At 72.3% G+C, this 17,629-nt stretch carries 15 protein-coding genes; 7 read left to right on the forward strand and 8 right to left on the reverse strand.

Features of this window, described 5'->3' with window-relative positions; all coding sequences use genetic code 11:
- Positions 1 to 20: 20 nt before the first annotated feature.
- From ACLQ24_RS08515 to ctaD, 4 genes are all read left to right on the forward strand, one after another.
- On the forward strand, positions 21 to 1,178 hold the full coding sequence (locus ACLQ24_RS08515; protein WP_425890192.1) for a glycosyltransferase: 1,158 nt from the start codon (positions 21 to 23) through the stop codon (positions 1,176 to 1,178).
- 85 nt (positions 1,179 to 1,263) lie between these two features.
- The gene (locus ACLQ24_RS08520; RefSeq protein ID WP_425890193.1) at positions 1,264 to 1,734 is read left to right on the forward strand and encodes a DUF4383 domain-containing protein; all 471 of its coding nucleotides are present in this window, start codon (positions 1,264 to 1,266) and stop codon (positions 1,732 to 1,734) included.
- 92 nt (positions 1,735 to 1,826) lie between these two features.
- Positions 1,827 to 2,555, forward strand: coding sequence for an ATP-binding protein (locus ACLQ24_RS08525; RefSeq protein ID WP_425890194.1), 729 nt, complete (start codon positions 1,827 to 1,829; stop codon positions 2,553 to 2,555).
- A gap of 124 nt (positions 2,556 to 2,679) precedes the next feature.
- Complete coding sequence (gene ctaD / locus ACLQ24_RS08530) at positions 2,680 to 4,671, forward strand: cytochrome c oxidase subunit I (protein WP_425890196.1); 1,992 nt, start codon at positions 2,680 to 2,682, stop codon at positions 4,669 to 4,671.
- Positions 4,672 to 4,740: 69 nt separating this feature from the next.
- Here ctaD and ACLQ24_RS08535 read toward each other — a convergent pair whose 3' ends face one another.
- Together ACLQ24_RS08535 and ACLQ24_RS08540 are read right to left on the reverse strand one after the other, a co-directional pair.
- The gene (locus tag ACLQ24_RS08535; RefSeq protein ID WP_425890198.1) at positions 4,741 to 5,883 is read right to left on the reverse strand and encodes a SigB/SigF/SigG family RNA polymerase sigma factor; all 1,143 of its coding nucleotides are present in this window, start codon (positions 5,881 to 5,883) and stop codon (positions 4,741 to 4,743) included.
- A 221-nt stretch (positions 5,884 to 6,104) separates the two neighbouring features.
- Positions 6,105 to 7,508, reverse strand: coding sequence for a hypothetical protein (locus ACLQ24_RS08540; RefSeq protein WP_425890233.1), 1,404 nt, complete (start codon positions 7,506 to 7,508; stop codon positions 6,105 to 6,107).
- Positions 7,509 to 7,692: 184 nt separating this feature from the next.
- Here ACLQ24_RS08540 and ACLQ24_RS08545 point away from each other — a divergent pair, with 184 nt between their 5' ends.
- Positions 7,693 to 7,923, forward strand: a complete 231-nt coding sequence (locus ACLQ24_RS08545; protein WP_179778912.1) for a CDGSH iron-sulfur domain-containing protein — start codon at positions 7,693 to 7,695, stop codon at positions 7,921 to 7,923.
- A gap of 201 nt (positions 7,924 to 8,124) precedes the next feature.
- Here ACLQ24_RS08545 and ACLQ24_RS08550 read toward each other — a convergent pair whose 3' ends face one another.
- From ACLQ24_RS08550 to ACLQ24_RS08560, 3 genes are read right to left on the reverse strand one after another with little or no spacing between them, the layout of a single operon-like run.
- Positions 8,125 to 9,273 carry an iron-containing redox enzyme family protein gene (locus ACLQ24_RS08550; protein WP_425890199.1) on the reverse strand — a complete coding sequence of 383 codons (1,149 nt, stop codon included), beginning with the start codon at positions 9,271 to 9,273 and terminating at the stop codon, positions 8,125 to 8,127.
- Between the two features lie 49 nt (positions 9,274 to 9,322).
- Positions 9,323 to 11,077 carry a thiamine pyrophosphate-binding protein gene (locus ACLQ24_RS08555; RefSeq protein ID WP_425890201.1) on the reverse strand — a complete coding sequence of 585 codons (1,755 nt, stop codon included), beginning with the start codon at positions 11,075 to 11,077 and terminating at the stop codon, positions 9,323 to 9,325.
- Entirely contained in the window at positions 11,070 to 12,194 is a 1,125-nt protein-coding gene (locus tag ACLQ24_RS08560; protein WP_425890203.1) for a Vms1/Ankzf1 family peptidyl-tRNA hydrolase, read from the reverse strand. The genes ACLQ24_RS08555 and ACLQ24_RS08560 overlap by 8 nt, the downstream gene beginning before the upstream one ends.
- Positions 12,195 to 12,336: 142 nt before the next feature.
- Here ACLQ24_RS08560 and ACLQ24_RS08565 point away from each other — a divergent pair, with 142 nt between their 5' ends.
- Both ACLQ24_RS08565 and ACLQ24_RS08570 read left to right on the forward strand, forming a co-directional pair.
- Entirely contained in the window at positions 12,337 to 12,885 is a 549-nt protein-coding gene (locus ACLQ24_RS08565; protein ID WP_425890234.1) for a hypothetical protein, read from the forward strand.
- A 229-nt stretch (positions 12,886 to 13,114) separates the two neighbouring features.
- A complete protein-coding gene (locus tag ACLQ24_RS08570) occupies positions 13,115 to 14,593 on the forward strand; it encodes a glutamate--cysteine ligase (protein ID WP_425890205.1) in 1,479 nt (492 codons plus the stop codon).
- A gap of 272 nt (positions 14,594 to 14,865) precedes the next feature.
- On the opposite strand, the gene ACLQ24_RS08575 is transcribed toward ACLQ24_RS08570, so the two are convergent.
- The 3 genes from ACLQ24_RS08575 to ACLQ24_RS08585 all read right to left on the reverse strand — a co-directional run bounded on the left by ACLQ24_RS08575 (position 14,866) and on the right by ACLQ24_RS08585 (position 17,508).
- Positions 14,866 to 15,255 (reverse strand): DUF2267 domain-containing protein, encoded by a 390-nt coding sequence (locus tag ACLQ24_RS08575; RefSeq protein WP_425890207.1) that lies wholly within the window; start codon positions 15,253 to 15,255, stop codon positions 14,866 to 14,868.
- A 107-nt stretch (positions 15,256 to 15,362) separates the two neighbouring features.
- A complete protein-coding gene (locus ACLQ24_RS08580; RefSeq protein ID WP_425890208.1) occupies positions 15,363 to 16,535 on the reverse strand; it encodes a zinc-dependent alcohol dehydrogenase in 1,173 nt (390 codons plus the stop codon).
- 22 nt (positions 16,536 to 16,557) lie between these two features.
- Positions 16,558 to 17,508, reverse strand: a complete 951-nt coding sequence (locus ACLQ24_RS08585; protein WP_425890210.1) for an SRPBCC family protein — start codon at positions 17,506 to 17,508, stop codon at positions 16,558 to 16,560.
- Positions 17,509 to 17,629 lie beyond the last annotated feature (121 nt).

Consider the following 17,629-nt stretch of genomic DNA (forward strand, 5'->3'; position numbering starts at 1 on the left):
GCCGTACGGGAGGTGCACCGATGAGCCTCACCGTGCTCATGAACGCCGGCCCGTGGCTGTCGGTGCCCCCGCCCGGGTACGGCGGCATCGAGAACGTGATCGCCACCCTGGTACCCGAGCTGCGGCGGCTCGGCGTGCGGGTGGTACTCGCCTCGGTGGAGTCCAGCGACCTGCCGGTGGACGAGAAGGTCTCGGTCTTCGCCGACGGGCAGTTCGGCGCGCTGCAACGGCCGTACAACCAGGTCTGCGGCATCGCCCAGGCGCACCTGGCCGGGGTGGTCCGCGAGCTGCACTCGCGCGACGACATCGACCTGGTGCACGACCACGTGGAGGCGGTCGGGCTGGCCACCCTCACCGCGATGGGGCCGTCCGGGCCGCCGGTGCTGCACACCCTGCACTGGGACCTGGCCAAGCACCCCGCGCTGTACGGCAGCCTGGACGGCGGCGACCGGGTTCGGGTCAACGGCGTCTCGGCGTCACAGCTGGCCCGGGCGCCGCTGGCGCTGCGCGAGCACTCGGTGGGTCACGTGCACCTGTCCACGCCGCTCGCCGTGGACGCCGACCGGCAGCCGCGCCCGAGCAAGGGAGAGCACCTGCTCATCCTCGGTCGAATCAACCCCGGCAAGGGGCAGGACGTGGGCGCGCGGCTCGCGCGGCGGATCGGCGTTCCGCTGGTGCTGGCCGGTCCCGTGGGCCCGTACCACCGCCCGGCCGACCTGGCCGCGGCCGGTGACGAGGCCCGGCAGAACCCGGACGTACGGTTCTTCCTCGACGAGGTGGCGCCGCACGTCGACGGTGACCTCGTCCGCTGGATCGGCACGGTGGCCGGGCAGGAGCGCGACGACCTGCTGGCCACCGCCCGCGCGTCGCTGTTCCCGCTGCGCTGGGAGGAGCCCGGCGGCACGGCCGTGGTCGAGTCGCTGGCCCTGGGTACGCCGGTGGTGGCCACCGCCCGGGGCTGCCTGCCCGAGTTGATCGAGCATGGACGCACCGGCCTGCTCACCGTCGACGAGGACGAGCTGGCCGACCTGGTGCTGGCCGCCGACCTGCTCGACCCGCAGGAGTGCCGGCGGGTGGCCGCGCAGCGGTTCACGCCCGCGGTGATGGCCCAGCGCTACGTCGAGCTGTACCAGCGGGTGCGCGAGCTGGCGACCGCGTCCCACCTGCAACCGGTCTGAGCCGCTGTCGCCGCTGGCGCGTTTGCCGCCGGCGGCGACGGGTAGGCGCATCACTCACGCCTGCCTGGTAGCGAGGGAGCCGGTGATGGTCGGACCGATGGCGCACTCCCGAGCGCGGGCCAACCCGGCCGACGGCAAGCCCCCGGTACGCCGGGCGGCGAGCGCCGCGTCCGTGCTGTTCCTCCTGGTCGGTGTGCTCGGTTTCGTTCCCGGGATCACCAGTGGTACGGACGACCTGCGCTTCGCCGGGCACACCTCGGGCGCGTTCCTGTTCGGTGCCTTCCAGGTGTCGGTGCTGCACAACCTCGTACACCTGCTGTTCGGGGTGGTCGGCCTGGCGTTGGCGCGGACGGTCGGCGGCGCGCGGACCTTCCTCGTCGGTGGCGGCGCGGTCTACCTGGTGCTCTGGCTCTACGGACTGGCGGTGGACCACGACACCGGCGCGAACGTCCTGCCGGTCAATCCCGCCGATGACTGGCTGCATCTCGGCCTGGGCCTCGGTCTGATCGCGCTGGGTCTGCTGACCGCGCGACCCCGGCCCGCCCGATCAGGGTGACCCCGGCGCGCCGACCGATCGGTCCGGTTTGGCGCCGTCGGGCCTCGGGTAGTTGGCAGATCCCGACCTACCAGCGAATCGAGGGCACCCGGATGGCTAGCCGGATCACCTGCGAGGTGCGCGACTCCGCACCGGTGGCGGTCGTCCGGCTCACCGGTGCCCTGGACCTGGGCACCATGCGCTCGGTGCACCAGGCCCTGGACGGGGCGCTGGCCGCCCAGCCGGAGGCGTTGGTGGTCGACCTCGCGCGGGTGACCGTGCGGGACCGGCTCGCGCTGTCGGTCTTCGCGGCGACAGCTCGGCAGGCCGAGGAGTGGCCGGCCGTGCCGGTGGTGCTGTGTGCCCCGTCCCCGATCGCCGCCCGGTGGCTGGCCGAGTCGACGACGTGCCGGGTGGTCCCGGTCTCATCGGACTGCGCGGAGGCGACGAGGGCGGCCGGCGCACAGGGCGCGCTACGAATCCGGGCCCGGTTGGAGCCGGTGGCGGAGGCCTGTCGGCGAGCCCGGGATCTGGTCGGCGACGCGTGCGCCCGGTGGAACCTGCCCGAGGCTGCCGGCCCGGCGGCTCTCGTGCTGACCGAGCTGGTCGGCAACGTGGTCCGACACGTGGGCACCCCCATGCAGGTGACGGTGACCCTGCGTCGGCCGTACCTGCACCTGGCCGTGGTGGACGGCAGCCCGGCGGAGGCCCAACCCGCCGGCCTGGACCTGCGGGCCGAGGGCGGCCGCGGACTGCTGCTGGTGCGCGAGCTGGCGCAGCGGTGGGGCAGCGTCCCGGCGGGCCAGGGCAAAGCCATCTGGGCGATACTGCCGGTGGCCTGAGAGTTCGGGACGCTTCGACCGGTACGGGCAATCTGACCGAAATTACCGCTTAAGCCTGGTTACATGGTGCGAGGGTCGGGTAGGCACGCCCGTCCTTTCTGCCGTCACGACGGGGTGAGCAGCCATGCCCAAGCGGGTAACCACGGAACCCGTTCGCGATCGGGGCCCGGCGATCCTGGCACCGGCCCGCTTCGGGGGCTTTCCCGGGGCCCTGCGGACGCCGGTCCCCGGCAACTCCCTGATCAAGTTCCTCGCCACCACCGACCACAAGCAGATCGGCGTGTTGTACCTGCTGACCTCCTTCGGGTTCTTCCTGGTGGCCGGTCTGCAGGCGATGCTGATGCGCGCCGAGCTGGCCCGACCGGGGATGCAGTTCCTCTCCTCCGAGCAGTACAACCAGCTCTTCACCTCGCACGGCATCGTCATGCTGCTGTTCTTCGCCACGCCCGCGGCGTTCGGCTTCGCCAACTACATCGTGCCGATCCAGATCGGCGCGCCGGACGTGTCGTTCCCCCGGCTCAACGCGCTGGCCTACTGGCTGTACCTGTTCGGCGGGCTGATGGTGGTCGGCGGGTTCCTCGCGCCGGGCGGCTCGGCGGACTTCGGCTGGACCGCCTACCCCCCGCTCAGCAGCGTGGAGAACAGCCCCGGCGTGGGCGCGAACATGTGGGTCATCGGCCTGGTCGTCTCCGGGCTGGGGACCATCCTCGGCGCGGTCAACCTGATCACCACGATCCTCACCCTGCGCGCGCCCGGGATGACCATGTTCCGGATGCCGATCTTCACCTGGAACATGCTGTTCACCAGCGTGCTGGTGATCCTGGTATTCCCGCTGCTGGCCGCCGCGCTGCTGGCCCTGGCGGCCGACCGGCTGATCAACGCGCACGTGTACGACGCCGCCACCGGCGGCCCGATGCTCTACCAGCACCTCTTCTGGTTCTTCGGCCATCCCGAGGTCTACATCATCGCGCTGCCGTTCTTCGGCATCATCACCGAGATCATCCCGGTCTTCTCCCGCAAGCCGCTGTTCGGCTACACCGGGATTGTGCTCGCCACGGTCGCGATCACGGTGCTCTCCATGACGGTCTGGGCGCACCACATGTTCGCCACCGGCCAGGTGCTGCTGCCGTTCTTCAGCATCCTGAGCTACCTGATCGCGGTGCCCACCGGCGTGAAGTTCTTCAACTGGATCGGCACCATGTGGAAGGGGCAGCTGACCTTCGAGACGCCAATGCTGTTCGCCCTCGGCTTCCTGGTCACGTTCCTCTTCGGCGGCCTCACCGGGGTGCTGCTGGCCAGCCCGCCGGTCGACTTCCACGTGACCGACACGTACTTCGTGGTGGCGCACTTCCACTACGTGGTCTTCGGGACGGTGGTCTTTTCCCTGTTCGGCGGCTTCTACTTCTGGTGGCCGAAAATGACCGGGCGTCTGCTCGACGAGCGGCTCGGCAAGGCGCACTTCTGGACCCTGTTCATCGGCTTCCACGGCACCTTCCTCGTGCACCACTGGCTGGGCAACGAGGGCATGCCGCGGCGGTACGCCGACTACCTGCCGACCGACGGATTCACCACGCTCAACACCATCTCCAGCATCTTCGCCTTCATCCTCGGCCTGTCCACGCTGTTCTTCATCTACAACGCCTGGAAGTCCTGGCGGTACGGTGCGATCGTCACGGTGGACGACCCGTGGGGCTTCGGCAACTCCCTCGAGTGGGCGACCACCTGCCCACCACCGCTGCGCAACTTCGACAAGATGCCCCGCATCCGCTCGGAGCGTCCGGCGTTCGACCTGAAGTACGGCCCCCTCGTCGCCGACCTGGGCCGCGACCTGCCGCAGCGCACCACGAAGCCGCCGCAGCACCTCGGCGACGAGATGCACCTGGAACATCACGCGCCGGAGTCGCCCGCCGCCGAGGGCGCGCACGGCGCCCCGGAAGCGGCCAGGTACCAGCCGGCGCCCGAGTCCGGCGCCCGCCCGGTGGACGTGCCCGAGCCCGAGGGCGTGCGCCGGCCGAGCTTCGAGCAGAGCGACGCGCCGAAGGACGCGCAGGACGCGCCGAAGCCGCACGAACGCTGGCGGCACCCGCACAGCGACGGCGAGGACGAGAAGCACTGAGCGTCGGTCGGTACGTCGGAGGGGGGCCCACACCACCAGGGTGTGGGCCCCTCTGTCGTCGTCGGCCGGTCAGTCCCGGGTGGGCGACAGTCCGGCGGCGGTGAGCGAACGGCGCACCGCCGGCTGCACCCGGGTCAGCCGCAGCGGCACTCCGGTACGCTCCGCCGCCTCCCGGCCCGCCACGAGCGCGGCGATCCCGCCGGCGTCGAAGCCGCCCGCGCCGACCAGGTCGACGACGACCTCGCTCGGCTGGCCCGTGACGGCCTCCAGCACCGCCCGGCGCAGTTGGTTCGCCCCGTCGCGGTCGACCTCGCCGCCGACCTCGACGACCACCCGGTCGCCGTTCTGCCGTACCGAGATGCGGGTCTTGCCCGGGTCCGGTTCGGCGGCGCCGTTCTGCCAGGGCGGCGGCGCGTCCGCGAGCATGGCCTGCCGCAGCCAGGTCAGCGCCCGCGACAGCAGTCGGGACACGTGCATCTGGGAGATGCCGAACCGGGCGGCGATCTCCGCCTGGGTCTGGTTGCCGTAGAAGCGCATGGCGAGGATGCGGCGCTCACGCCAGGGCAGCCGGTGCAGCAGGCCGCTCACCGTCACCCGGTCGTCGACCGATTCCAGCGCGTTGTCCGACTCGCCGACCAGGTCACCGAACTCCGCCGAACTCTCGCCGCCGACCGGCGCGTTCAGCGACGCCGGGCTGTAGCCGGCCGCCGACTCCAACGCCGCCAGGATCTCCTCCTCCGGCGTCTCCAGCCGGGCCGACAGTTCGGCCACCGACGGCGCCCGGGACAACTCGCTGGTCAGCGCCGCAGTGGCCTGCCCCACCTCGAGGATCAGGTCGCGCAGCCGCCGGGGCACGTGTACGCCCCAGGTGCGGTCCCGGAAATGGCGCTTGATCTCCCCGACGATGGTGATCGCCGCGTACGCGGTGAACGAGCCCCGTTCCGGGTCGTACCGGTCGACGGCGTTGACCAGCCCCAGGCGGGCCACCTGCTCCAGGTCCTCCAGCGGTTCGCCCCGCCCCCGGTAGCGGCGGGCCAGCCGCCCGGCGAACGGCAGCGCGAACCGAACCAGGTCGTCCCGCGCCTCCTGTCGCCGCTCCGGCGGCAGCCCTTCGATCCGGGCCGCGTACGCCAGCGCCGCCGCGTCGAGGTCCTCGAGACCGCGCTCGGTGGGTGGTGGTGTGGTCGTGGTCGTGCTCGTCTGTCCGAACATCCGCGCCTCCCTCAGGAAGGTCCCCCGCCCGGATCGGGAAACCGGTCGTGCGCGTGGTCGAGCCACGCACCGGGCCGGAAAGTGGGTCAGTGACTGGGATGCCAGCGGGCGACAACATCGCTACGCAGCGCGATCAGTTCGTCGCAGCCAGCGATGTTCCCGCTCCGTAGGTACTCAATCACGAGACCCCGGGTTCGCGAGGAAGTTTCGGCGTCCTCCCCTCAGGAGACGAGCAACCCCTGGTGACCGCCGGTGTCACGGAGCACCGACAGGGCCTCGGCAGCCCCCAGCAGGGGCGGAGCGGGCAGGTCGTACGGCTGGGCGCGCAGCACCTCGGTGGCCCGGCACGTCGGCACGGACGTCACCGGGTAGCCCCGCGCGGAGGTCCGGTCCAACGCCCGCCGCCGCCGTCCGAAGCCGGCGACCGCCAACCACTGCGGAAGGCCGGCCAGGGCGGGCGAGCGCATGCCGGGCGGCTCGGGCAGGACGTCCACCGAGCTGAACGGCTCACTGCCGGCGAGCCACCACTCCGCCTCGTCCACGCTGCGGCGGGTGGCGTTCTCGCACCAGTACGGCACCAGCCCCGCCCGTACCACCTGCCACGGATCGAGCAGCCGTCCGCATTCGACCACCAACCGGTCACCGGTCTTGCCGGCGGCCCGCAGCCACCGCCGGTAGAGGTCGGCCACACCGGCGCTCAACGCCGCCGGCCGGGGCACCAGCAGCCGGTGCAGCGGGTGTCCGTGCCGGGCCGCGAAGTCCTGCGTGGCCTCCTCGAACCCGGGGTCCATGCCGTGCTCGGCGTCGCCCGACGGCACCGACACCTCCGGCGGCGCCCACCGGGCGGCGTCCCCGCCCATCGCGCGCAGCACCTGCCGCAGGGCGTGGCTGTCGGGGTGGAAGTCCACCGGGTCCAGCCCGCTGGCCGGGCAGCCGACCTGGAAGCTGTACCCCGGGCCGCGCTCCAGCACCGGCCAGGTACGCGCGTCACGCACCAGCAGGATCGGGGCGTCGGCGCTCAGCCGGTCGCCCAGGAACTGCGCGTACGCGGCCGGCAGCGCCCGCCAGCGGGTGGCCAGCGACACCGTCACGCCGGTCAGAGGCCCCCGGCTGGCCGGGCAGTGCACCTGACGCACGTGCACGTCGGGGTTGCCCGCGAGCAGCCGCTCGGCGAGAGCGCGCCCGTGTTCCAGCGCCTCCCGGGGACGGTCCACGGCCCCATCGCTCCAGTGCGCGGTCATCTCGAAGCCGACGGGCAGCCACGGCGCGCCGAGGGCCACCGCGAGGTGTGCCGCCGCGCCGTGCGGCGAGCCGATGACCACCCCGGGGTAGCTCCGGCGCGGGTACTGGTCGACGAACCATCGGGCCACCCGGGCGGCGTCCACCTCACCGACCTGGTCGGCGGTGAGGGCGACCCGCCCGGCGGCCCGCGTCGCCGCGGCCCGGCGTACCGGCTCGGGCGCCGCCGGGAACCGCGAGGTCGGCCCGGTGTGTCCGAGGTCGGCGCAGTCCACGCCACGCAGCGCCCGGGCGGTGGCGGCGACCAGCACGCGGGCCGCGCTGCTCTGGGCCACGACCCGGTCACCGGCCAGACCGGCGCCATCGGCCGTGAGCCCCTTGCGCACCTTGTGCACCGGCCCCACCTTGCCTCGTTCGCTCACCACGCGGCCCGGCTTCCCGTCCCGATGGGGTTCAAACGGGGCATCACCCACCCGGCGGCACAATTCGCTGGTCAGCGGGGTGGGCGGACCATCAGCGGCGATCGGTCGCGCAGGTTTCACCGGGGCTGGTGCGGGCACATCGGGGCCCATGCGCACCGACGACACCAGCGAGCCCGCCGCCGCCACGATCACCCCGTACGAGGACGGTCCGCTGCTCGTCCGTGGCGACTTCGAACTGGTGACCCCGGACGGCGAGCGGATCGACGCCCGCCGGGGCACGGTGGCGCTGTGCCGCTGCGGCAAGTCGGCGCTCAAGCCGTTCTGCGACGGCACCCACAAGGCGATCAACTTCCGGGCGGGCACCACCCGCCAGGGGTGAGCCGACGCCGTCGCGCCCCACCACGAACTCGGCATCCTCCACCGGGCCCCACCAGACTCGCTCCCTTTGCTCTGCTTCCACCGACGCACCACTCACGGCCCGTCACTGTCGCCTCGGTGGGAGCAGAGCAAAGGACGAAGGTGGACCGGTCTGACCCGCGGGCACAGCCGGCGATCCGGTGAGCGTGGCGAGCCGTTCGGATCAGACGAGCGCGATCGGCTCCAGCGAAGCCACCGGGGCCGCAGGGGTCGCCGCAGCCGTGGCCACCGGGCTTGGGCCGACGAGCGGGACGGTGGGCGGCGGGGTCGGCGGGGCGGGCGGGGTCGGCGGGGCGGGTGACCGTAGCGAGCTGCGGCCGGCGGCCCAACTGTCCAGCAGGTGCCCCGCGAAGAGCCGGTCCACCACGAGCGCCGCCGCCGCGCCGAAGAGCACGTCGGGGGCGAGCGCCGGCTCGGTCCGGACCAGGCCGCCGCACAGGTCGTGCGCGGCGATCTGCTCGTGCACCGCGTCGGCCTCCACGTGCTCGTCGTAGAAGCGGGTGGCCACCTCGTCCAGGCCGAGGCGGCGCAGCCCGTTGCCGTAGCGGCGGTTCGGCAGGGACGAGGTCATCTCGAAGGCCGCCAGGTGCCCGAGGAGCGCCCCGCGCAGCCGTCGGTGCAGCCCGAACAGCGACATCAGGTTGTTGGTCGCCAGCGTCACGGCGGGCACCGCGTCGAGGTGGGCCCCGTAGCCGGTGTCCATGCCCAGCCGCTCAAGCGTGCGCCGGAACAGCTCGGCGTGCATCCGGTCCAACCGGCCGTTGCCGTACTCGTCGGTCTGGATCTCCACGAGGGCGGCCTTGGCGGGGCCGCCGAGGCGCGGCAACGCCCAGCTGTGCGGGTCCGCCTCCCGCAGGTGGTAGACGGAGCGGTGGGCGACGAACTCGCGGAACTGGGTGAGGCCGGCGCGCCGTTGGAGCGTGGCCGCCAGCGGTGGCCCGTCGTCGGCCGCGACCAGCTCGGCCAGCCCGGCCGCGACGCCTCCGGCCGGCACCGCTGGCGCGCCGGCCAGCTGGCGCAGCGCCTCCTCGAAGGGTCGTTCGGCGCGGGCCCGCAGGGCCAGCAGGGTGGGCTGCCACTCCCAGCCCTCGTCGACGCCCTGCCACCCCCGGTAGTGCAGCTCGTAGCAGAGGAACAGGGTCAGCTGAAGGTCCTCGTCGGTCAGCGCGTCCGCCGGGTCGAGGTCGACGCCGAGGTCCGGCGGCAGGTCGTGCGGCGCGCGGCGCAGCGCGTCGGCCACCGCCGCCGACAACGGGCCGCGCGGCTGCGGCAGGGGCGCGGGACCGTACGGACGGTCGGCGGGCTCCGGCATGTGACCTCCAGCGTCGTCGGGCCGCTACTGATGCCCTGGCGGCACGCGCCTAAACGAGATCCTCCACGGCCACGGCCTGCTCGACCTGCTCGCGGACGCGCCGGGCCGGTTCCCCCTCGTCGTACAGGCCACGCAGGTCGGCGAAGGCGGGCTCCGGCGGCGCCAGCGACACCGACGGGTCGACGACCGCCTCCAGGACGCAGGGGCGGTCCGCGGCGAGCGCCTCGTCCCAGGCCGCGCCCACCAGTTCCGGGCGGTCGACCCGGACACCGTGCAGCCCGAGCAGCCGGGCCCAGCCCGCGTACGGCACATCGGGGCGACGACGCATCGGGTCCGCCGACGGCTCCCGCCCGCCGCCCATGCTGTTGTGGTCACGGTTGTTGAGCACGAGCACCACCAACCGTGGGTCGGCCCACTCCTGCCAGTGGTGCGACACCGTGATCAGCTCGGCGAGACCGTTGAGCTGCATGGCCCCGTCACCAAGCAGCGCGACCACCGGCGCGTCGGGCGCGGCGAGCTTGGCGGCCACCGCGTACGGCAGGGCGCAACCCATCGAGCCGAGCGTGCCGCACAGCTGCGCGTTCACTCCGGGCGGCAGGACGAGGTGCCGGGCGTACCAGTAGAGGACCGAGCCGACGTCGACCGCGACCGACCCGACGTGCGGCACCCGCGTGGACAGCTCCTGGAGCACGAGCTGCGGGTTGATCGGTTCGGCCGGCGCGGCGGCCCGATCGGCCGCGGTCGCACGCCAGCGGTCGACGGCGCTCTCCACCGTCGCACGCCACTGCTGGTGGGGCCGGGCGGGCACCCGAGCCAGCAGGGCCCGCAGCGTCTCGGTGGCGTCACCGACCAGCGCCACGTCGGCCGGGTACCGACTGCCGATGCGGGTGCCGTCGATGTCGATCTGCACCGTACGGGCCTGGTCCGGCATCGGGAAGTAGTCGGTCCACGGGTCGTTCGTGCCGACCAGCAGCAGCGTGTCGCAGCCGCCCATCAGCTCGGCCGCGGCCGGTGTGCCGACCTCGCCGAGCACACCGGCGTGGAACGGCAGACGCTCGTCCAGGATCGGCTTGCCCAACAGCGACGTCGCCACCCCGGCGCCGAGCCGGTCGGCCAACTCGACGATCTCGGCGGCGGCGCCCCGGCCGCCCTGGCCCACCAGGATCGCGGTGCGCTGACCATTGCCGAGCACCTGCGCGGCGGCGTCGAGGTCCACCTCGTGCGGCAGCACCCGGGCCAGCGGCTCACCGGGGGTCGCCGTGATCACGCCCGCCGCGTGCGTGCCCAGATCGGGCACCAGGGACTCCTGTAGATACCGGGGCAGCACCACGCAGGTCGGACTGCGGGTCGCCGCCGCGGTGCGGAACGCCTGGTCGAGCAGCGCGGGTACGGACTGGGGACTGCGGCCGTACTGGACGAACTGGTTGCACACGTCGCCGAAGAGCCGACTCAGCCCGATCTGCTGGTGCGCGCCGCCGAGCGGCCCGGTGATGTCCTCACCGACGATCGCCACAACCGGTTTGCTGTCGAGCTTGGCGTCGTAGAGGCCGTTGAGCAGTTGCACCGCGCTGGGCCCCTGGGTGGCGAGGCAGACCCCGATGCCGCCGGTGAACTTGGCGTGCCCGGTGGCCATGAACGAGGCGGTCTCCTCGTGCCGGGCGGGGATGAACGCCGGGTCGCCCCCGGCGCCCTCCAGCGCCTCGACCAGCGGGACGATCGCCGCGCCCGGGTAGCCGAAGGCGCGCGGCACCCGCCAGGCCCGCAGCCGATCGACCACCAGGTCCGCGACACGGCGCTCAGCCATTGCCGCGCCCCGGGGTGCCGGCGTCGACGTAGCGCAGCACCGCCCCGACGCCGTCGGTGAGCTGGGGCGCCTCGTCGGCGCCGAGCACCGTCAACGCCGCGTCGGTGCCGACCAGCGCCCGGACCAGCGCCGCGTCGGCGCGTACCCGCTGCGGGTCGTCGACCGACATCGCGCTCAGCTGGGCCGGGTCGACGGCGATCTCGGTCGGCTCGGGGCCGATCCACAGCTCCCCGTTGGCCGACGGGTCGTCGACGATGAGCATGGTGTCGACCTGGTTGCGTTGCAGGGCCGACACGACCGCGTCGAGGCCGGCGCCGACGTCCTCCTGCACGCCGAACCGGTCCAGCGCGGCGCTGATCCGCTGGTCGGCGACCTCCGCGATGGTCTGCACGGTGAGGTCGTCCAGCATCGTCTGGTCGGCGCCGCCGGCCCGGGACCCCGCGTCCGTGCGGACGACCGGGTCCTGCCAGCGCTCCGGCATCTGGGCGGCGATCATCCCGGTGGCCCGGACGTCACCGGCCACCACCACGACGTCGGCGCCCACCCGGTCGGCCAGCTCCACGGTCGCGGCGGTGACGTCGCCGGCATTCTGGTGCCACGCCTCCATGGCGGCCCGCTGGTAGCGCGACTGGGACCAGCCGCCGGGCTGGACCCGACGTAGCGGGAAGCTCTCCCGGCCGGCCACGTGCGCCCGTCGGGGCACCCCACCCGCGCTGACCGCCACCGCGTCGCCGCCGGTGCGATCGGCCACGACCCGGACCCAGGCCACCTGCTCGCCGCGCTGAGCCAGCAGTGGCATGACGTGCGGCAACGGTCCGAAGCTCGCCAGGTCGCGCAGCGGTGGCGCGGACAGGTACTCGGAGAGCACCACCCGGCCGTGGCTCGCGAAGACCGCCAGACCGTAGTCCCCGACCATCGGGTCGTGACCCCGGATCACCCGGTCCAGCGCGTCGACGCTCGCCTCGTCCGCCCCCTGTTCGACCAGGCGACGTTCCAGGGCGCGCCAGCGCAGGTCCAGCGCGGGGTGGGCGTCCTCCGTGTCCGCGGAGGCGTCCAGGTACACCGAGCACCACGGCCCGGGTCGGTCGTAGAGCGGGCGCAGGAAGGACAGCTGCATGCTCGACCCCTTTCCAGCTCGGCCCCCCGCTTACCCTCCTCGCCCGGGATGTCACCTCGCGGGCGTGAGCCCGTGACCAGGTTTCATTCACGTCGTTCAACCGAGGACGTCGATACGATCAGTGAACACAAGCGGACTCTCGGTGGTGGAGATGGACAGCGGACTCGATACCCGACGGATCGTGCACCCGGCGGAGCGGATCGTCACCGGGCGGCTGGTCCGCCTGCTCGACGGCTACACCCGCGAGATACGCGTGGGCCAGCCGGTGCTGGTCGCGGTGCTCACCGCGGCCGCGTTCGCCCGCCTGCCGGCCCTGCTGCTGCGGACGCTGTTCTCCTTCGGCGGCGGTGGCACCCGCCGGCGCTGGAAGGAGCTGAAGCAGGGCCCGGAGTACCTGGTCACCCCGGTACGCGTGCGTAACACCGCCGGTCAGCTCTGCGAGGTGGAGTTGCACGGGCACCTGCCCCAGAGCGCCCTGCACCCGGCCGACCAGGTGCAGCTCACCCTTCGTGCGCAGCGCGACCCGGAGTTGCCGCCCCGTATCGAGCGGATCGTCAATCTGACCACCGGGCAGTTGCTTACCCCGCGTACCGCGACGCTCTGGTCGCATCTCGGCCCGCCGCTGCTGTTGCAGGCGACCCTGGGCGCGTTGCTGCTCGCCGGCGTGGTGGCCTGCTCCGCGCTGACCTGAGCTGTCCCGATGGGCGCCCGCGCACTGGCCGGGCCGCCTGTCAGCCGACGGGTGCGGGCTCGCGGGCCGGGTGGTGGTCGACGTCGAGGATTCCCCTGCGGCGGGCCCAGCGCTCGAAGATCAGGGTGGCGAACGGCCCACGACGGGGTAGGAAAGAACCCTCGGGTCTTCCCCCACCCGCCGGCCCCGTGCGAGGTTTGGGGGAACCAGCGGTGACAGGGTGGTGACCATGGGCGAAGACGTCGGCGTGCGGACCTTCAGTCGTGAGGACCGGGCCCGTTACCGCGAGAAGGTGCGCAACTGCCTGGACGTCTTCGCCGAGATGTTGCGGGAGTCGCGGTTCGACATCGACCGGCCGATGACCGGGCTGGAGATCGAGCTGAACCTCGTCGACGAGGCGTCGAACCCGGCCATGCGGAACGCCGACGTGTTGGCGGCCATCGAGGACCCGAGTTTCCAGACGGAGCTGGGTCAGTTCAACATCGAGATCAACGTGCCGCCGCGCCGGCTCACGGGCACCGGCACCGCCGACTTCGAGGAGCACGTGCGGGCCAGCCTCAACGCCGCCGAGCAGAAGGCGCGAGCGATCGGCGCGCACATGGTCATGATCGGCATTCTGCCAACGTTGCGCCCCGAGCACCTGACCGCCGAGACGCTCTCGGCGAACCCGCGCTACAAACTGCTCAACGAGCAGATCTTCGCCGCCAGGGGTGAGGACCTGCCGATCGCCATCAGCGGGGTGGAGCGCCTGGCGGTCACCGCCGACACGATCACCCCGGAGGCGGCTTGCACGAGCACCCAGTTCCACCTTCAGGTCAGCCCGGCGCAGTTCGCCGACTACTGGAACGCCGCCCAGGTGGTCGCCGGCATCCAGGTGGCGCTCGGCGCGAACGCGCCGCTGTTCTTCGGCCGGGAGCTGCGGCGCGAGACCCGCATCCCGCTGTTCCAGCAGGCCACCGACACCAGGCCGGAAGAGATAAAAGCCCAGGGGGTACGCCCCAGAGTCTGGTTCGGCGAGCGGTGGATCACCAGCGTGTTCGACCTGTTCGAGGAGAACGTCCGCTACTTCCCGGCGCTGCTGCCGGTGTGCGACCCGCAGGACCCGGCGCAGACCCTCGCGGCCGGCGAGGTGCCCAACCTCGCCGAGTTGCGGCTGCACAACGGCACGATCTACCGGTGGAACCGCCCGGTGTACGACGTGTCGCGCGGCCGGCCGCACCTGCGCGTGGAGAACCGGGTGCTGCCGGCCGGGCCGACCGTGCTGGACACCATCGCCAACGGCGCCTTCTACTTCGGGCTGGTCCGCGCCCTGGCCGAGTCGGACCGGCCACTGTGGTCACAGATGTCGTTCAGCGCCGCCGAGGAGAACTTCACCAGTTGCGCCCGGCACGGCATCGACGCGCAGGTGTTCTGGCCCGGCCTCGGCTACCTGCCGGTCACCGAGTTGGTGCTGCGCCGGCTGCTGCCGATGGCGCACCACGGCCTGGACCGGTGGGGGCTCGACCCGACCGAGCGCGACCGGCTGTTGGGCATCATCGAGCAGCGCTGCCTGACCAGCCGCAACGGCGCGACCTGGCAGGTGGAGACGCTGCACCGGTTGGAGTCCGCCGATCACCTGGACCGGCCGGAGGCGCTGCGCGAGGTGGTGCGGCACTACGTGGAGCTGATGCACAGCAACCGGCCGGTACACGAGTGGTCGATCCCGTAGACGATCGCGCTGGTCATCCTTTGTGGATCTCCTGGGACATCGAGCGTCGTCGCAGGCTGTAAGCTCTGGCGCGAGACCGGTCTGGCGACCTTCTACGGACCGATGGTCAACTGGTCCGACAGCCGTACCGGCCCCGAGTCGGCCGAGGCGCTGTGCAGGGCGGTGATGACGACGGCGCCGGTCACCCTCACCAGGGACCCGGCTGAGACCGGCGGGAACCCTGACGGTGGAGGCCGGAGTCCGCCCTCGGTGAGGGCGGGGCGTACCCGTGCTCAACCGCGCGGTGTCGGCACACCGAAGAGGTCGATGATGCCGCCGGGCAACTGGGCCAGCAGATCGTGCCGGTCGTCGTCGTCGTCGAGCGCCTCGGCAACGGTGTTCAGCACCACCTGGGCGTGCTGACGCACCACGTCCGCGTTCGCGACCTGTTCCCGGTCGCCGACGTGTTTCAGAAACTCGCCGACGTCCCACCGACGGCCCTGCGGGTTGCGGGTGACGGACCCGTTCAGCCGGTCCGGTAGCTGCGCCGCGAGGTTGTCGGCCTCCTGTCCGGCGAGTCGTTCACCGAGCACCGACAGGACGGCCTGTACGGATCGGACCGCTTCGTTCTCCCCGAGGCCCCCGCGCTGTCGTACGGTGGCGATCATCTGCTCGTACTCCATGACCCGCTCCTTCCGTCTCCTGGACCGGCGCGCAGGCCGGCTGGCGGACGAACGAGCCGCGTTCCCGAGCCCGCGGACCACAAACGGCGTCCCGCGGCGGGGGCCGGTCAGGCCTTCAGCAGCACCTTCGTGCAGTCGTCCTGCTTCTTCTGGAAGATCTTGTAGCCCTTCGGGGCGTCGCGGAGCGGCATACGGTGGCTGACGATGAAGCTCGGGTCGATCTCGCCGCGCTGGATGCGTTCCAGCAGCGGCCGGGTGTACCGCTGCACGTGACACTGGCCGGTCCGCATGACCAGTGACCGGTTCATGAACGCCCCCATCGGGAACTTGTCGACGAAACCGCCGTACGCGCCGACGACCGACACCACTCCCCCGGAGCGGCAGGCGAGGATCGCCTCCCGCAGCGCGAACGGCCGTTCCGTCTCGGTCCGCGTGGCCTGCTTGGCCCGGTCGTACGCGTACATGGCGGTGTTGCCGTGGTGGCCCTCCAGACCGACCGCGTCGATACAGGCGTCCGGTCCCCGGCCGGCGGTCATCTCGTTGAGGGTGTCGAGCACGTCGACGTCCTCGTAGTTGATCGTCTCGGCATCGGCGTGCTCCGCGGCGAGCCGCAGCCGGTACGGGAACCGGTCGATGACGATCACCCGCTCCGCGCCGAGCAGCCGGGCGCTGGCCGCGGCGAGCAGCCCCACCGGTCCCGCGCCCCAGATCGCGATGACCTGCCCGGGTTTGATGTCGCACATCTCGGCGCCCAGGTAGCCGGTCGGGAAGACGTCGGCGAGCATGACGGCCTGGTCGTCGGGGATCTCGTCGGGCACCTTGAGCGGGCCGACGTCGGCGAACGGCACCCGCGCGTACTCGGCCTGGCCGCCCGCGTACCCGCCGAGTAGGTGGGAGTAGCCGAAGATGCCGGCCGGCGAGTGACCCATGATCTTCTCGGCGATCCCGGCGTTGGGGTTGGAGTTCTCGCACACCGAGTAGAGGCCGCGCTGGCAGGAGGAGCAGTGCCCGCAGGCGATCGGGAACGGCACCACCACCCGGTCGCCGGGTTTGAGGTTGCGCACCTGCGGACCGACCTCCACCACCTCGCCCATGAACTCGTGGCCGAGGATGTCGCCCTTGCGCATGGCGGGGATGTAGCCGTGGTAAAGGTGCAGGTCGGAGCCGCAGATCGCGGTGGTGCTGACCCGGACGATCGCGTCCCTGGCATTCATGATCGTCGGATCGGGTACGTCGATCACCTTGACGGTGTCGGTGCCCATCCAGGCGGTGGCCTTCATTCCTCGTCCTTTCGAAAAACGGTCAGCGTCGGGACGTCGCGAGCGGCTGCGCGGGCCGCTGCATGACCTGTTGGCGTACGGAGATGCCGTTCGGGCTGCCCTCGGAGCGGACCACCTCGCCGGTCTCCAGCACCTGCTTGAACCGGCGCAGGTCGTCGCGGACCTGCTGCTCGGGCTCCTCGCCGAAGAGCTTCGCCACCGCCCTCCCGAGCGCGCCGGCCGGCGGCGCGTAGCGCAGTTGCACCCGGACCTCGGTGCCGCGGTCGCCGGGGGCGGGCACGAACGCGACCCGGCCGGCGTTGGCCACCCGGCTGCCGGGCAGCGATCGCCAGGTGATCGACCTGTTCGGCTGATCGTCGATGATCTCGGCGTCCCACTCGACGTGGCGACCGGCCGGTCCACGGGCGACCCAGTGCGAGCGGCGCAGGTCGTCGGCGCGTACCGACTCCAGGTGCGCCATGAACCGGGGCAGGTTCTCCATGTCGCGCCAGAACCGGTACGCCTCGGCGGGCGACCGGTTGACCGTCACCGCGATCTCCGTCCGGATCACCCGTGCCCGCGCCCGGTGCGCCCGTCTGGTGGCGATGGCGGTGGCGACGTCCAGGGCGGTGATGCCGGCGATCGCGGCGGTGGTCAGGGCCAGGCGGCGTCGTCGTTCACCTCGACGGTCGGCCATCGCCCGGCCCAGCAGGGTGAGGTCGAGCGCGTCACCGGCCAGCCGTGTCCAGGTCCAGCCGGCGGGGCGGCGTCCGGTGAGCAGGCCGACGCCGTGCACCAGTTCGCGGGCGCCGACGGCTCCGATGACCGCCTGCGCCGCCGGGGAGTCGTCCACCCCGGTCAGTCGCGCGAGAGGTCGGGGTGCGGCCAGAGCGCCCACGCCCAGGGCCAGGCTCAACAGGCCCAGGGCCCTCGGCAGCCTCGGCGAGGCCGGCCCGTCCAACTCCGGCAGGAGCACAGTCTCGACACGGCTCACGTCCGGTCCTCTCCGGTAGGCGACGGTCTGCGTTCTCGTGACGCTATGCGGTGGGCACGACCTTTGCGCCTTGTTCGGGAATAATGCGGCATTAGCGTAGCCTGGGTGGATTGCCCTACCA

It is taken from the genome of Micromonospora sp. DT4 (genome assembly GCF_049841675.1).
Lineage (GTDB): Bacteria > Actinomycetota > Actinomycetes > Mycobacteriales > Micromonosporaceae > Micromonospora.

Bases quoted from the DNA above. Each gene is read 5' to 3' on its own strand.
- ACLQ24_RS08515 (WP_425890192.1), top strand. From the start codon at position 21: ATGAGCCTCACCGTGCTCATGAACGCCGGCCCGTGGCTGTCGGTGCCC.
- ACLQ24_RS08520 (WP_425890193.1), top strand. From the start codon at position 1,264: ATGGTCGGACCGATGGCGCACTCCCGAGCGCGGGCCAACCCGGCCGAC.
- ACLQ24_RS08525 (WP_425890194.1), top strand. From the start codon at position 1,827: ATGGCTAGCCGGATCACCTGCGAGGTGCGCGACTCCGCACCGGTGGCG.
- ctaD (WP_425890196.1), top strand. From the start codon at position 2,680: ATGCCCAAGCGGGTAACCACGGAACCCGTTCGCGATCGGGGCCCGGCG.
- ACLQ24_RS08535 (WP_425890198.1), bottom strand. From the start codon at position 5,883: ATGTTCGGACAGACGAGCACGACCACGACCACACCACCACCCACCGAG.
- ACLQ24_RS08545 (WP_179778912.1), top strand. From the start codon at position 7,693: ATGCGCACCGACGACACCAGCGAGCCCGCCGCCGCCACGATCACCCCG.
- ACLQ24_RS08550 (WP_425890199.1), bottom strand. From the start codon at position 9,273: ATGCCGGAGCCCGCCGACCGTCCGTACGGTCCCGCGCCCCTGCCGCAG.
- ACLQ24_RS08555 (WP_425890201.1), bottom strand. From the start codon at position 11,077: ATGGCTGAGCGCCGTGTCGCGGACCTGGTGGTCGATCGGCTGCGGGCC.
- ACLQ24_RS08560 (WP_425890203.1), bottom strand. From the start codon at position 12,194: ATGCAGCTGTCCTTCCTGCGCCCGCTCTACGACCGACCCGGGCCGTGG.
- ACLQ24_RS08570 (WP_425890205.1), top strand. From the start codon at position 13,115: ATGGGCGAAGACGTCGGCGTGCGGACCTTCAGTCGTGAGGACCGGGCC.
- ACLQ24_RS08575 (WP_425890207.1), bottom strand. From the start codon at position 15,255: ATGGAGTACGAGCAGATGATCGCCACCGTACGACAGCGCGGGGGCCTC.
- ACLQ24_RS08580 (WP_425890208.1), bottom strand. From the start codon at position 16,535: ATGAAGGCCACCGCCTGGATGGGCACCGACACCGTCAAGGTGATCGAC.